Source organism: Streptomyces sp. NBC_00287 (assembly GCF_036173105.1).
Lineage (GTDB): Bacteria > Actinomycetota > Actinomycetes > Streptomycetales > Streptomycetaceae > Streptomyces.
Genome location: NZ_CP108053.1, coordinates 7,945,502 through 7,959,338, shown reverse-complemented (window position 1 = coordinate 7,959,338; position 13,837 = coordinate 7,945,502). Strand labels below are relative to the sequence as shown.

The window sequence follows — 13,837 nt, the reverse complement described above, 5'->3', positions numbered from 1 at the left end:
TGCGCCGATCGGTGTATTGCGCGCGGGCAATCAGATTCGAGCGGGTATGGCCATCAATGAACTTATAAGCGCACAATCATGACAGAGAACGGGGTGGCACCGGTGGGCATGGGACGCAGGACGCGTGCGAGACGCGTCGCGACGACCGCGGTACTGCTGGCCACGGCGATGACGATCTCCCTGGCAGCGGGTTGCAGCACGCCGGACGACAAGCGCGACGACGGGCGCGCACCCGAGCGGGAACGCACACAGAGCCCCGAACAGACCCCCACGGCAACGGACTCGGTCCTCGCCGTGAAGATCGACAACGTCCGCAAGGCCAAGCCTCAGACGGGCCTCGACTCCGCGGACATCGTCTACGTCGAGCAGGTCGAGGGCGGCCTCAGCCGCCTGATGGCGGTGTACGCCACCAAGCTCCCCGACGTCATCGGCCCCGTGCGCAGCGCACGCGAGTCCGACCTGGAGCTGCTGCGCCAGTTCGACGAGCCGACGCTCGCCTTCTCCGGCGCCCAGCGCAAGCTGCTGCCACTGATCGACCAGGCGCCGATCAACCCGCAGCCACCCGGCGAGACCTCCGACGCCTACTTCCGCGGCACCGACAAGCCCTCCCCGCACAACCTCTACCTGCGCCCCGACCGCCTGATCCCCGCAGCTCCCGGCGCCGACGCACTGACCACCGGCTTCCGCTACGGCACCGCACCCGCCGGCGGTACGGCGGACACCTCGGAGACCGTGCAGTACCCGGCCGCGAGCTTCACCTTCTCCTGGTCCGAGAGCCGGGACCGCTGGCTGGTCTCGCAGGACGGCGCGCCGACCGTGCAGACGGACGGCAAGCGAGTGGCGCCCGCGACGGTGGTCGTGCAGTACGTGAACATCCGCAAGTCCGAGTACCACGACTCCCTCGGCAACTACACGCCGTACACCCAGACGGTGGGCTCGGGGAAGGCAAAGGTGCTGCGCGACGGACGGGCCTACGACGTCGACTGGAAGCGCGCGACGGCCGCGGACGGCACCGAGTTCACGACCTCGGACGGCAGTCCGGTGAACTTCGCGGAGGGCCAGGTGTGGGTGGTGTTCGCGAGGGCGGCCTGAGGTCCGAAAAGCACCGTCAGCCTTGTGCGACGAGGGGTTCCGCGGGATTGCGGAGCCCCTCGGCCGCGTCCGCGACCCGCCGGATGAGGTCGAAGAAGACGGTCTGTTCCTCGGCGGAGAGCGGGGCGAGGAAGACCTGGTTCATCCGGGCCGTGCGCACGGTGAGCTTGCGGTGGGTGCGCACCCCGTCGTCCGTCAGCCGCAGCAGGAAGCGCCGGCCGTCCGAGGGGTCACGGACCTTGTCCAGCAGCCCGCGGCGGCCGAGCCGGCTGATGACCTCCGCGATGGTGGACCGGTCGAGCCCCACCCGCTCCCCCACCGTCCGCTGGTCAAGACCGGGCTCGGCGACGAGCGCGTTCAGCACGGCGAACTGCGGTGAGGTGATCTCCTCCGAGACCATCGTGTTCCACAGCAGGTAGTGCGCCTGCTGCAACCGCCGGGCCAGGTGCCCGGGGTGGGTGGTCAGATCCACCGCGGCCATGTGCGCTCCCGTCGTCGAATTCGTTGGTGCACTGAACGATACCCGTATCGATGAGCACCGTCTGCACCGGCGACCTGCCGTTTTCCTGAGGTCTTGACGCTTCGGCTCTCCGGTGGCAGCGTGAAGGACACGTCGCTGAAATACTCAGTGCCCTGACTAATTCCAGGCCGGGCGCTCGGACGAGATGGGGCTGGACGGATGGACAAGGTGGTCGCCACGGCCGTCGAGGCGGTGGCTGATGTGCCGGACGGTGCATCGCTGGCGGTGGGCGGATTCGGGCTGAGCGGTGTGCCGAATGTGCTGATCGGGGCGCTGTACGAGCGGGGCATCGGCGGTCTGTCGGTGGTCTCCAACAACTGCGGGGCGATGGAGTCGGGCCTGGCGGTGCTCCTGGCCGCCGGACGGATCGCGCGGGTGACAGGCTCCTACATCGGCGCCAACAAGGAGTTCGCCCGGCAGTACCTGGCCGGTGAGCTGGAGGTCGAGATGATCCCCCAGGGCACGCTCGCCGAGCGGCTGCGGGCCGGTGGCGCCGGAATCCCCGCCTTCTACACCCCGGCCGGGGTGGGTACGCAGGTCGCCGAGGGCGGACTGCCCTGGCGCTACGACGGACAGGGCGGCGTCGCTCTCGCCTCGCCGCCGAAGGAGGTCCGCGACTTCGACGGCACCGAGTACGTGCTGGAGCACGGGATCCGTACCGACTTCGCCCTCGTCCGGGCGGCCAAGGGCGACCGGCACGGCAATCTGGTCTTCAACAAGTCCTCCCGGAACTTCAATCCGCTGGCCGCGATGGCCGGGCGGGTGACGATCGCCGAGGTGGAGGAACTCGTCGAGCCCGGCGAGATCGACCCGGACGCGGTGCATCTGCCGGGGATCTTCGTGCAGCGGGTGATCGCGCTGACGCCCGAGCAGGCGACGGACAAGAAGATCGAGCAGCGGACGGTGAGCAGCTGATGGCGTGGACGCGGGAAGAGATGGCCGCGCGGGCGGCGCATGAGCTTCAGGACGGTCAGTACGTCAATCTCGGCATCGGTCTGCCGACGCTGATCCCCAACTATCTGCCGGAGGGGGTGGAGGTGATCCTGGAGTCGGAGAACGGGATCCTGGGCACCGGCCCCTACCCGACCGACGAGCAGGTCGACCCTGATCTGATCAACGCCGGGAAGGAGACCGTGACCGTGCTGCCGGGCGCCTCCTTCTTCGACTCGGCGCTCTCCTTCTCGATGATCCGGGGCGGGCACATAGACGTCGCGGTGCTCGGTGCCATGCAGGTGTCGACGGGCGGGGATCTGGCGAACTGGGCCATCCCGGGGAAGCTGATCACCGGGATCGGCGGGGCGATGGATCTGGTGCACGGCGCCCGGACCGTGATCGTGGTGATGACCCACACCGCGAAGGACGGCTCACCGAAGATCCTCAAGGAGTGCGCGCTGCCGCTCACGGGCAAGGCGTGTGTGAACCGAGTCATCACCGATCTCGGTGTGATCGACGTGGCGTCGGACGGTCTGCTGTTGATCGAGACCGCCCCCGGGGTGAGCGTGGACGAGATCATCGCGAAGACCGACGCGAAACTGACCATTGCGGAGGATCTGCTGTGAACCCGGTTTACATCGTCGATGCGGTGCGCACCCCGATCGGCCGTTACAACGGCGGCCTCTCCGGCGTCAGGCCCGACGACCTCGCCGCCCATGCCATCCGTGAACTGATCGGCCGTACGCCGGACTTGGACCCCTCCCGCATCGAGGACGTCTACTTCGGCAACGCCAATGGCGCCGGCGAGGAGAACCGCAACGTCGGCCGCATGGCCGCGCTGCTCGCAGGGCTGCCGACCTCGGTACCGGGCGTCACCGTCAACCGCCTGTGCGCCTCCGGCCTGGAGGCGGTCATCCAGGCGGCCCGCGCCATCGCGGCAGGCGACGCCTCCATCGCCGTAGCAGGCGGTGTGGAGTCCATGACGCGGGCGCCGTATGTGCTGCCGAAGAACGACCGGCCGTTCCCGGCCGCCCACACCGAGCTGTACTCCACCACCCTGGGCTGGCGCATGGTCAACCCGGCCATGGAGCCGCAGTGGACGATCCCGCTCGGCGAGTCCGCCGAACTGATCGCCGACAAGCACAAGATCAGCCGGGAGCAGCAGGACGAGTACGCACTGCACAGCCACCACAAGGCGGCCAAGGCCCAGGCCGAGGGCCTCTTCGACGCCGAGCTCGCACCCGTGCCCGTCCCGCAGCGCAAGGGCGACCCGGTCGTCTTCGCCGCCGACGAATGCGTACGCCCCGATGCGTCCCTTGCCGCGATGGCCAAGCTGAAGCCGTCCTTCCGTGCCGAGCACGGCACGGTCACCGCGGGCAACGCCTCGCCGCTCAACGACGGTGCCGCCGCCCTGCTGTTGGTCGACGAGGAGGGCCTGAAGGCCACCGGACGTGAGCCCCTCGCCCGCGTCTCCGCCACCGGCGTCCACGCCCTCGACCCGCACTACTTCGGGCTCGCCCCGGTCGAAGCCGTCAACCGCGCCCTCGCCAAGGCCCGCAAGACCTTCGCCGACCTGGACGTCCTCGAACTGAACGAGGCCTTCGCCGCCCAGGTACTGGGCTGTGTCGCCGAATGGCCCGAGTTCGACCCGACGATCCTCAACCCGCAAGGCGGCGCGATCGCCCTCGGCCATCCCCTCGGCGCCTCCGGCGCCCGTCTCGCCGGTACCGTCGCCCACCAACTCGCCCGCAAGGGCAGCGGAGTCGGCGTCGCCACCCTCTGCATCGGCGTCGGCCAGGGCCTCGCCCTCGTCCTCGAACGTTAAGACCCCCCGAGGAAACCCCATGACTCTCACACAGCACGACATCGACCAGGAGATCGCGGCCGAGCACGCCGAGTACGAGAAGCGGATCGCCGACGGCGCGCCGGTGGAGCATCATCCTCGCCGCGACTACGCGCCGTACCGCTCCTCCGTCCTGCGCCACCCCAAGCAGCCGCCGATCGCGATCGACGTGAGCAAGGACCCGGAACTGGTGGAGCTGTCCTCGCCCGCCTTCGGGGAGCGGGACATCACCGAGATCGACAACGATCTGACCCGGCAGCACAACGGCGAGCCGATCGGTGAGCGCATCACGGTCTCCGGCCGCCTCCTCGACCGGAACGGGTGCCCGATCCGCGGCCAGCTCGTCGAGATCTGGCAGGCCAACTCGGCGGGCCGCTACGCCCATCAGCGCGAGCAGCACGACGCCCCGCTGGACCCGAACTTCACCGGCGTCGGCCGCACCCTCACCGACGACAGCGGCTTCTACACCTTCACCACCATCCAGCCGGGCCCGTATCCCTGGCGCCAGCACCTCAATGCCTGGCGGCCCGCGCACATCCACTTCTCGGTCTTCGGTACGGCGTTCACCCAGCGGCTGGTGACGCAGATGTACTTCCCCAGCGACCCGCTGTTCCCGTACGACCCGATCATCCAGTCCGTCACCGACGACGCGGCCCGCCAGCGGCTGATCGCGACCTACGACCACAGTCTGTCGGTGCCGGAGTTCTCGATGGGCTACCACTGGGACATCGTGCTCGACGGCCCGAACGCCACCTGGATCGAAGAAGGGCGCTGACCTGCCATGACGAAGATCGACACCAGTCGCCCGGAGACCGTCCTGCCGACCCCGTCCCACACGGTCGGCCCCTTCTACGGCCATGCCCTGCCCTTCCCTGGCGGCGGCGACATCGCCCCGGTCGGCCACCCGGACACGATCGCCCTTCAGGGGTACGTCTACGACGGCGAGGGCAATCCGCTGCCGGACGCATTCCTGGAGTTGTGGGGTCCTGACCCGGACGGGAATGTGCCGCAGGTCGACGGTTCCATGCGGCGCGATCCCGCGAGCGGTGGCTTCCTGGGCCGTAACGGCGTGGAGTTCACCGGCTGGGGGCGCGTCCAGACCGATGCCAACGGCCACTGGACCGCGCGGACGCTACGGCCGGGGGCGCGCGGGCAGAGCGCGCCGTACCTGAGCGTGTGCCTGTTCGCGCGCGGACTGCTCGTGCACCTGTACACACGGATCTATCTGCCGGGTGACGAGGCGGCACTGGCCGCGGATCCGCTGCTGTCCCGGGTGGATCCGGAGCGACGCGCCACGCTGATCGCCGCGCGGGAGCCGCAGGGCACCTACCGTTTCGACATCCGCCTTCAGGGCGAAGGCGAGACGGTCTTCCTGGAGTTCCAGTGAGTTCTGCCGATGACGACAGCCTCCTCGGCCCCGGGTGGGCGGACTGCGCCGCCGCCTCCGCGACGAGCGACACCGCCTATCTCCAGGCCCTGCTCGACGCCGAGGCCGCGCTGACCCGCGCCCAGGGCCCGGCCGAAGCGGGCGAGGCGGTGACCGAGGCGGCCGAGGCCGGACGGTTCGACGTGCCGTCGATCGCGCGACGCGCCCGCGCCGGCGGCAATCCGGTCATCCCGCTCGTCGCCGATCTGACGAAGGCGGTGGGCGAGGAGTACGGCCCGTACGTCCACCGGGGCGCGACCAGCCAGGACATCATGGACACCACGACGATGCTGGTCGCGCACCGCGCCCTGGACCCGCTCCTCGCCGACCTGGCCCGCACCGAGTCGGCGCTGGCGCGACTGGCCGCCGAGCACCGGGACACCGCGCTGCCCGGGCGCACCCTCACCCAGCACGCCGTACCGACGACATTCGGGTTGAAGGCGGCGGGCTGGCGTTCGCTGGTGCTGGACGCACGGGACCGCGTCATCGCCGTACGGGAGTCGCTGCCCGCCCAACTCGGCGGCGCGGCCGGGACCTTGGCGGCCTTCACGGCGTACGGCGCCGAGGACGCGACCGCGCTGGTCGCGGCCTATGCCCGGGAGACCGGGCTCGCGGCGCCGACGCTGCCCTGGCACACCCTGCGCACCCCGATCGCCGATCTGGCCGGGTGTCTGGCGTTCACGGCCGGGGCGCTCGGCAAGATCGCGGCGGATGTGCTGACGCTGTCCCGTACCGAGATCGCGGAGCTCGCGGAGGGCAGCGGCGGCGGTTCGTCGGCCATGCCGCACAAGGCGAATCCCGTACGGTCCACGCTGATCGCGGCCGCGGCCCGGCGGGCGCCGCAGCTCGCGGCCACGCTGTACGGGTCGCTGGCCGCCGAGGACGAGCGCCCCGCCGGTGCCTGGCACGCCGAGTGGGAGCCGCTGCGCGAGCTGCTCCGGCTGGTCGGAGGGGCCGCCCGGGACGCGGCCGAACTCGTCCAGGGACTCAGGGTCCACGCGGACGCGATGCGCGAGCACCTGGATCTCACCCACGGGTTGATCGTCTCGGAGCGACTGTCCGCCGAGCTCGCCCCGGTGCTGGGCCGCGCCCGCGCCAAGTCGCTGCTCACGGAGCTGGCCGGGCGCACCCACACCGAGGGCCGGACGCTTGCCGAACTCCTCGCCGAAGAGCCCGAGTTGAAGGACGTCGACCTCGACGAGCTCTCCGATCCCGTCCGCTACACGGGCAGCGCCGCTGCCCTCACCGACCGTGCTCTGGAGCGACGTTGACCGACCTTCTGCTCAACCACCGTATCGAGGGCGCCGCTTCCGCTCCGCCGTTGCTGCTCGGGCCGTCGCTGGGCACCTCGTACGCCCTGTGGGACGCGGTCGCACCCGAGTTGTCCATCGGGCATCGGGTGATCCGTTGGGACCTGCCCGGACACGGGGGCTCGGCGGCGGAGCTGATCGGACCCGGAGCCACCGTCGGTGACCTGGCCGACCTGGTGCTGCGGCTCGCCGACTCGCTCGGCATCGAGCGGTTCGCGTACGCCGGGGTGTCGCTCGGTGGTGCCGTGGGTCTGCAGCTGGCCGTAGACCATCCCGAGCGAGTGTCGTCGCTCGCCGTGATCTGTTCCTCGGCCCACTTCAACGGGGCGAAGCCGTGGGAGGAGCGGGCCGCGCTGGTGCGCGCGAAGGGGCTCGCCGAGCTGGCCGGGACGGCCGACTCCCGCTGGTTCACTGCCGGGTTCACCGTGCCGCGGCTCGTCCAGGACCATCGGGACGCCGACCCGGAGGCGTATGCCGCCTGCTGTGACGCGCTGGCCGCGTTCGATCTGCGCGACCGGCTCGCGGAGATCTCCGCGCCGACGCTGCTGATCGCGGGCCGGGAGGATCCGGCCACCCCGCCGATCCATCTGCGGGAGATCGCCGACTCGGTGCCCGGCGCCGCGCTCGTCGAGATCCCCGGCGCCTCCCATCTGGCGCCCGCGCAGTGCCCGGAGGCCGTCCTCACCGCCCTGCGCGCCCACCTCGACGGCGGCGCCCTGCGCGGCATGGAGGTGCGCCGGGAGGTGCTCGGCGACGCGCATGTGGACCGCGCTCAGACCCGCCAGACCCCCTTCACCGCACGCTTCCAGGACTTCATCTCCCGCTACGCCTGGGGCGAGATCTGGACCGACCCGACGCTCAGCCGCCGCGAGCGCAGCATGATCACCCTGACCGCGCTGGTCGCCCACGGCCACTACGACGAGCTGGCGATGCACGTACGGGCGGCGCGGCGCAACGGTCTGACCCCGGAGGAGATCGGCGCGGTGCTGCTGCAGACGGCCGTGTACTGCGGGGTGCCGGCGGCGAACTCGGCGTTCGCGGCCGCTCAGCGGGTGCTAGCCGAGGAGGACGAAGGGTGACCCTGCTGGTCGTAGCCTCAGCAGGAAGCCGCGGTTTCCTCCGTCGCGTGCCTACGGTGGAGGCATGTCCACGATTCTGATCACCGGCGCCACCTCCGGTCTCGGCCGCTACGTCGCCTTCCAGCTGGTCCGCGCCGGACATGTCGTCCTGGCCCACGGCCGCGACGCCGGGCGCACCGAGCGGCTCGTCGAGGAGCTGCGCACCGAGGGCGACGCGGAGGGGTTCGTCGCCGACCTGGCCTCGCTGAAACAGGTGCGCGAGCTCGCGGCCCATGTCGCCGCGGACCGTCCGGACCTCGATGTGCTGGTGAACAACGCCGGTGTCGGCAGCGGGCAGAGCGGCTCGGGCCGGGAGCTGAGCGCCGACGGGCACGAACTGCGGCTGGCGGTCAACTACTTGGCGCCGGTCGCGCTCACCCGCGCCCTGCTGCCCACCCTGCGCGCCAACGCGCCCGCCCGGATCGTCAACGTCGGCTCGGCCGGCCAGGAGCCCCTGGACTTCGACGACCCCGAGTTCACGCGCGGCTACGAGGGCTTCGCGGCGTACTGCCGCAGCAAGTTCGCGCTCGCGGCCCACACCTTCACGCTCGCCGAGGAGCTCGCGGGCACCGGCGTGTCGGTGAACGTGCTGCATCCGGCCACCTTCATGGACACGGCGATGGTCCGCGAGGGCGGTATCACGCCCTGGAACACGGTCGCCGACGGCGCGCCCGGGGTGCTGGCCCTGGCCACCCAGGACGCGGGCAGCGGCGGCTACTTCGACGGCACGTCCCCGGCGCGGGCGCACGAGGCAGCGTACGACCCGGAGGTGCGGGCGCGGCTGTCGGCGGCGACCGGTCAACTGCTGGCCGTGTAAAGACAGCGACCTGAGCTAATCCAGCCCGGTTCCCGTCGCCAGCATCTCCTCCGCCTTCGCCACCAGACCGTCGGCGCCGCACTGCCGGGCCAGCGTCAGGCCCCGGTTGAGTTCCGCGGTGGAGCGGGCCGCGATGCCGTACTCGATGCGGGCGGCCGCGTGTTCGTACTGGCAGGGCGAGGCGTCGAGGTAGGTGACCGCCTGCGCGGCGAGCCGTACCGCACGCTGTCCGGTTTCCAGGGCGGCGGCGCAGCGCAGGGCCTCGCCGATGGCCGTGTCGGTGCCGAAGCGTTCGGCGTGCCGGCGGACGTCGGCGACGAGTTGGGCGGCCCGCGCCGGGTCCTCGGTGGCGAGGGCCCGGGCGAGGTCGAATGCCCAGGGCACCATGATGGGGTTGTGGTGGCCGCGTGCGGTGGCCGCCTTCTCGGCCTCCTCCAGTTCATTGATGCCGTCCTTGGTACGGCCGACGGCGAGCAGCAGTCGGCCGCGCACCGAGCGCGGGTCGGGCAGCACGATGGTGGACGGGTACGGCGGTGCGAAGCCGTACTGTTCGGCGACCTCCCAGGCCTCCTCGACATGGCCGCGGGCGAGCAGGGTGTCGACGAGGTTGCAGGTGGCGGACCAGTACAGCGGCAGCCTGCGGCCGACCCGCTCGGCGAGCCGCAGTGATTCGCGCAGGGACTTCTCCGCCTCGCGCAGCCGGCCCCGCCTGCGGTGTCCGACGCCGACGTAGGCATGCGCCAGGGCGAGGTGGCCGCCGCTCCAGCCGGCCGACTCGTAGGCGCGCAGGGCTTCCGTGTAGAGGGCCTCGGCGCGGTCGAGGCGGTCCGCGAAGGCGTATGCGTTGGCCAGCATCATCAGCAGCTCGATGCCCCACTCCGGATCGGTCCAGCCGAGTCCGGGGGCGAGGCGGCCGTTGACGAGGGCGCGGTCGCACAGCTCGACGACCTCCTCGGCGTTCTCGCCGTGGGCCATCGCGTCGAAGCCGCGCAGGATGAGGACGGCGCGCTCGGAGTTGTCCCGGCCGGTGCAGGTGCGGGCGAGTTCGGCGAGCCGCTCGGACCTCTCGGGCGAGGTGGCCTCGCCCGCGTGGATGCTCTCCCACATGTACTGCACGGCCTGCAACCGGAGCCTGGCGGGGCCGGATTCATGCCGGGCCGCCTCCGCCTCGACCGTACGGACCGCCTCTTCCATCTGGTCGTTGTGGAGCAGCGCCTGGGACAGGCGGTAGACGGCGTCGACCCGTTCGGGGCCGTCGAGTCCGGGCATGGCGAGCGCGCTGCGCAGATGGTTGATGGTGGTGGCGGGTGCGGTCAGCAGGGCGGCGCAGCCGAGTTCGTACAGGACGTGCGGATGGACCTCGGGCCGGGGCGGTTCGCGCAGGGCTCGCTCCAGACAGCGGCGGGCCGCGTCCGGGGCGCCGACGGCGAGGTGTTCGGCCGCGGCTTCGCGTAGTTGTCCGACGAGTTCCACGTCGTTGTCCGGGTGGACCTCCAGCAGATGGCGGGAGGCGGCCGCGGCCCCGCGCCCGGAGTCGGTGACCACGCGGGCGGCGATGCCGTGCATGGCGGTGCACAGGGCGGGCGGGATGGAGTTGTAGACGGCGGTGGCGATCAGCGGGTGGACGAACTCCAGGTCGCCCTCCTCCACCGGCCCCGAGGCCGGGTCGGGGGTGGTGAGGATACGGGCGTTGCGCAGGAGTTCGGCGCAGCGGACCGCGTCGTCGTGGCCCATGGTGGCGAGCTCGGCGACCAGGTCGACGGTGATACCGGCGCCGAGGATGGCGGCCGCCCAGGCGAACCGGGTGGCCTCGATGCCGAGTCCCTCCAGGCGGGCGACGAGTCCGCCGCCGCGGGCCGAGCGGTTCAGGGCGCGCAGTTCGGCCGCGGAGGACTCGACCGGTTCCATCTCGCTGTCCTGCACCTTGGCGAGGAGCTCGACGGTCTCGTACGGGTTTCCGGCGGTGACGGCCCAGACCTCGCGGCAGAACGCGGCGTCGGTGTGTCCCCCGACGGTGGCGCGGGTCAGCTGAGCAGTGGCCCCCGGGCTCAGGGCGCTCAGATTGGCGACCGGGCTGCTCGCGGCGGCGGCCACCGCGTCGAGATGCCGGGCGCTCTCGCCCCGGACGTCCCCGGGCCTGCGGGCCACCACGACCAGTACGGACAGGTCGTCGAGGCGTTCGGCGAAGGCGGCGAGCCAGCGCAGGGTCTCCTGGTCGGCCCAGTGCGCGTCGTCGATGAGCAGCACCAGCGGCCAGTCGCGGCGCGCAAGGCGCCGTACGGCGGCGACGAGGCCGTCGCACACGCCCTGCGGGTCGGGCCGTCGCTCGGCCGGTTCCGCTATGCCGAGCGCGGGGCCCGCGATGTCGAACCAGTCACCGAGGTACTCGCGGGCCTCCTCCGGCAACAGCTCCACCAGCGCGGTCTGGAGCAACTGCCGTACCACGTAGAAGGGGACGGACCTGAGGGCCTCGCCGCCGCGGGCCGACCACACATGGCAGCCGCGGGCCTCGGCGATGCGCCGGGTCTCGGCCAGCAGGGCGGTCTTGCCGAAGCCTGCCTCGCCCCGGATCACCAACAGGCTGCCCGGGCAGTCGCGGTCGGCGCTCAAGGTGTCCACCGCCCGTACGACGTCGGCGATTTCGGACTCGCGCTCCCACAGGGAAGCCGAGGCGGCCGCCGTGGGCCGTACCTCCGTCATCCCGCTACCTCCCCAAGTCGCCCGAACGACGTACAGGCATTGAGCGTAGCCCTCCGGCCGTCCGCTTGGAGGGCGGTCCGGTCAGCTGTTGCCGACATGGGTGACGGTGCGTTCGGCAGGATGACAGGACGGTGGCCGGGGTCCCTCTCATACGGCTTTCACCGTTGCCTCATACGGTGGGGGCATGACGCAGGTGACTCCTCCCGGGTGGTACCCCGACCCGGGGCAGACAAATGACGGTCCCGCCACCGAACGCTGGTGGGACGGCAGAGCATGGACGGACCAGACCCGCCCCGCGGGATCGGCCGCCGCATGGGGTCCGCCGGCGCCGTCGCCGGCCGCCGGGACCCAGTCGACATACCCGGCCTATCCGGCATATCCCACGCCTCCGCCCGGCGGTCAGCGGCGCGGACTGCGGACGGGCATAGCCGTGGCGGTGGCCGCCGCGGTCCTCGCGAGCATCGGTGTGGGCGTGTACGCGCTGGCCGACAGCGGGGGTTCGGACAGCGGCACCGCCAACTCCCAGCCGGGGCCCGGCAATCAGGGCGACACGGGCGGACCGGGCGGCCCCTTCGGTGACGACGGCGGCTCCGGTGGCTCGGGCGGTTCCGGTGGTTCCGGTGGCCAGTCCCCGTCCCCGGAGGAGTCCGAGGCGCCGAGGATCGAGAGCGGTTCGGTGACCGACTCGATCAGCGGGATCAGCCTGCCGGTGCCGGACGGCTGGTACGGCCAGGAGATCACCGTGGGCGCCTCGGTGACCTCGGAGCAGTCGTACAAGTGCCCCGGGGACACCTCCCAGAACTGCACCAAGGGCGGCGCCTACTCGGCCCCCGCGCGCGTGCTCGGCACCACCGGCACCACCGCCGAGGAGGTCGCGAAGGCGGACATCGAGGCGAACGCCCAGCAGTCCTACGGCGAGGGGTACGGCGAGATCACCTCGCACGACGTGCTGGCGTCCAAGGCGGTGACCGTCGCCGGGCAGAAGGGCTATCTGGTGCGCTGGAAGGCGGTCACCAGCAAGGGCGCCGACGGCTATGTCGAGTCGCTGGCCTTCCCCTCCCCCGCCGACTCCGGCCAGATCGTGGTGGTCCGCTTCGGTGTCGACGTCGGCGAGCCTCAGTCCGTGATCGACGAGATCACGAAGGGCATCGAGGTGGCGTCCGGCGGCGGCAACGGCCAGGACGTCTGAGGCCCCCGCACAGCAGACGGCCGGGTGGAGCACCTCTCCGCTCAAGAGGGACCCCACCCGGCCGGGGGGTGCGCGCCGCCCCCGTCCCCACGGTGCGGCGCCTACAGGTCACCGTCCAGTCATCCCGTGGACGGCGGCCTGAGTCTTCTTATGTCAGGCCCAGCGCGGGCAGTACGGCGGCCTCCACGAAGCGGAGCAGGTAGTCGGGGTCGGCGAACTCGCCCTCCAGGACCGGCCGGGCGCGCAGTACGCCGAAGATCTGCGCGGCGACATACGGCAGGGCGGGATGGTCGGCGGCGATCTCACCGCGCTCGACCCCGCGCTGGAGGATCGCCCGGAGCGCGGCGAGCTCGGGTTCGACGAGCGCCTCGCGCAGGGCCTGCTGGAGCTCGGGGTCCTGGGTGACCGCGTGCCCGAAGGCCTGGAGCAGGATCGTGGTGTCGCCGTACGCGTCGCCCGCCGCCCGCCCGGCCGCGCGCAGGTCGCCCGCGAGCGTGCCGGTGTCGATGCCGGCGAAGCGCGGGCAGCGACTGGAGCGCAGTGCCGCCGCGACGAACTGGGGCTTGGTCTTCCACTGCCGGTAGAGCGTGGACTTGCTGCACCGCGTGCTCGAGGCGATGCCCTCCATGGTGACGGCGTCGTAACCGCACTCACGGATCTGGTCGAGGACGGCGTCGAAGAACTCCTTCTCACGCTCGGGCGTGATCTTGGAGCGGCGCGAGGCGGCGACCGTCTCCGGTCCGTCCGCGGCCTGCGACGTCATCGGCTCTTCTCCTCGCTCGGCGGGTGCGTGCTTCCCAGTGTGGCCTATGTCTATCGGTACGCCAGTGTACCGGTACCCGACCGTATCGGTACACTGCCGTATCGGTACAGTGTCGTTTCGGTACCT

Annotated in this window: 13 protein-coding genes; 10 read left to right on the top strand and 3 right to left on the bottom strand. The window is 71.5% G+C overall.

The annotated features are described in order from the left end of the window. Positions 1-78: 78 nt before the first annotated feature. Positions 79-1,092: a DUF3048 domain-containing protein gene (locus OHT76_RS36070; RefSeq protein WP_443049878.1), complete on the top strand. Its 1,014-nt coding sequence runs from the start codon at positions 79-81 to the stop codon at positions 1,090-1,092. 16 nt (positions 1,093-1,108) lie between these two features. Here OHT76_RS36070 and OHT76_RS36065 read toward each other — a convergent pair whose 3' ends face one another. Continuing rightward, positions 1,109-1,573 carry a MarR family winged helix-turn-helix transcriptional regulator gene (locus tag OHT76_RS36065; RefSeq protein ID WP_315882210.1) on the bottom strand — a complete coding sequence of 155 codons (465 nt, stop codon included), beginning with the start codon at positions 1,571-1,573 and terminating at the stop codon, positions 1,109-1,111. Between the two features lie 198 nt (positions 1,574-1,771). On the opposite strand from OHT76_RS36065, the gene OHT76_RS36060 reads away from it, so the two are divergent. The 8 genes from OHT76_RS36060 to OHT76_RS36025 all read left to right on the top strand — a co-directional run bounded on the left by OHT76_RS36060 (position 1,772) and on the right by OHT76_RS36025 (position 9,059). Further along, the gene (locus tag OHT76_RS36060) at positions 1,772-2,527 is read left to right on the top strand and encodes a CoA transferase subunit A (RefSeq protein WP_328875060.1); all 756 of its coding nucleotides are present in this window, start codon (positions 1,772-1,774) and stop codon (positions 2,525-2,527) included. Then, positions 2,527-3,171 carry a CoA transferase subunit B gene (locus tag OHT76_RS36055; protein ID WP_328875059.1) on the top strand — a complete coding sequence of 215 codons (645 nt, stop codon included), beginning with the start codon at positions 2,527-2,529 and terminating at the stop codon, positions 3,169-3,171. Before OHT76_RS36060 ends, OHT76_RS36055 begins: the two co-directional genes overlap by 1 nt. Beyond that, entirely contained in the window at positions 3,168-4,370 is a 1,203-nt protein-coding gene (locus tag OHT76_RS36050) for a thiolase family protein (protein WP_328875058.1), read from the top strand. The genes OHT76_RS36055 and OHT76_RS36050 overlap by 4 nt, the downstream gene beginning before the upstream one ends. A 19-nt stretch (positions 4,371-4,389) precedes the next feature. Beyond that, the gene (pcaH, locus tag OHT76_RS36045) at positions 4,390-5,163 is read left to right on the top strand and encodes a protocatechuate 3,4-dioxygenase subunit beta (RefSeq protein WP_328875057.1); all 774 of its coding nucleotides are present in this window, start codon (positions 4,390-4,392) and stop codon (positions 5,161-5,163) included. Positions 5,164-5,169: 6 nt separating this feature from the next. Further along, positions 5,170-5,775 (top strand): protocatechuate 3,4-dioxygenase subunit alpha, encoded by a 606-nt coding sequence (gene pcaG, locus OHT76_RS36040; protein WP_328875056.1) that lies wholly within the window; start codon positions 5,170-5,172, stop codon positions 5,773-5,775. Further along, positions 5,772-7,085 carry a 3-carboxy-cis,cis-muconate cycloisomerase gene (gene pcaB, locus OHT76_RS36035; RefSeq protein WP_328875055.1) on the top strand — a complete coding sequence of 438 codons (1,314 nt, stop codon included), beginning with the start codon at positions 5,772-5,774 and terminating at the stop codon, positions 7,083-7,085. The genes pcaG and pcaB overlap by 4 nt, the downstream gene beginning before the upstream one ends. Next, positions 7,082-8,203 (top strand): bifunctional 3-oxoadipate enol-lactonase/4-carboxymuconolactone decarboxylase PcaDC, encoded by a 1,122-nt coding sequence (pcaDC, locus tag OHT76_RS36030; RefSeq protein ID WP_328875054.1) that lies wholly within the window; start codon positions 7,082-7,084, stop codon positions 8,201-8,203. The genes pcaB and pcaDC overlap by 4 nt, the downstream gene beginning before the upstream one ends. Positions 8,204-8,267: 64 nt before the next feature. After that, positions 8,268-9,059 carry an SDR family NAD(P)-dependent oxidoreductase gene (locus OHT76_RS36025; RefSeq protein ID WP_328875053.1) on the top strand — a complete coding sequence of 264 codons (792 nt, stop codon included), beginning with the start codon at positions 8,268-8,270 and terminating at the stop codon, positions 9,057-9,059. Between the two features lie 15 nt (positions 9,060-9,074). Here the strand turns inward: OHT76_RS36025 and OHT76_RS36020 are convergent, their stop codons facing one another. After that, positions 9,075-11,759 carry an ATP-binding protein gene (locus OHT76_RS36020; RefSeq protein ID WP_328875052.1) on the bottom strand — a complete coding sequence of 895 codons (2,685 nt, stop codon included), beginning with the start codon at positions 11,757-11,759 and terminating at the stop codon, positions 9,075-9,077. Between the two features lie 184 nt (positions 11,760-11,943). Between OHT76_RS36020 and OHT76_RS36015 the strand changes: the two genes are divergently transcribed. Next, on the top strand, positions 11,944-12,948 hold the full coding sequence (locus OHT76_RS36015; protein WP_328875051.1) for a DUF2510 domain-containing protein: 1,005 nt from the start codon (positions 11,944-11,946) through the stop codon (positions 12,946-12,948). Between the two features lie 148 nt (positions 12,949-13,096). Here the strand turns inward: OHT76_RS36015 and OHT76_RS36010 are convergent, their stop codons facing one another. After that, positions 13,097-13,711, bottom strand: coding sequence for a TetR/AcrR family transcriptional regulator (locus tag OHT76_RS36010; RefSeq protein WP_328875050.1), 615 nt, complete (start codon positions 13,709-13,711; stop codon positions 13,097-13,099). Positions 13,712-13,837: the final 126 nt, after the last annotated feature.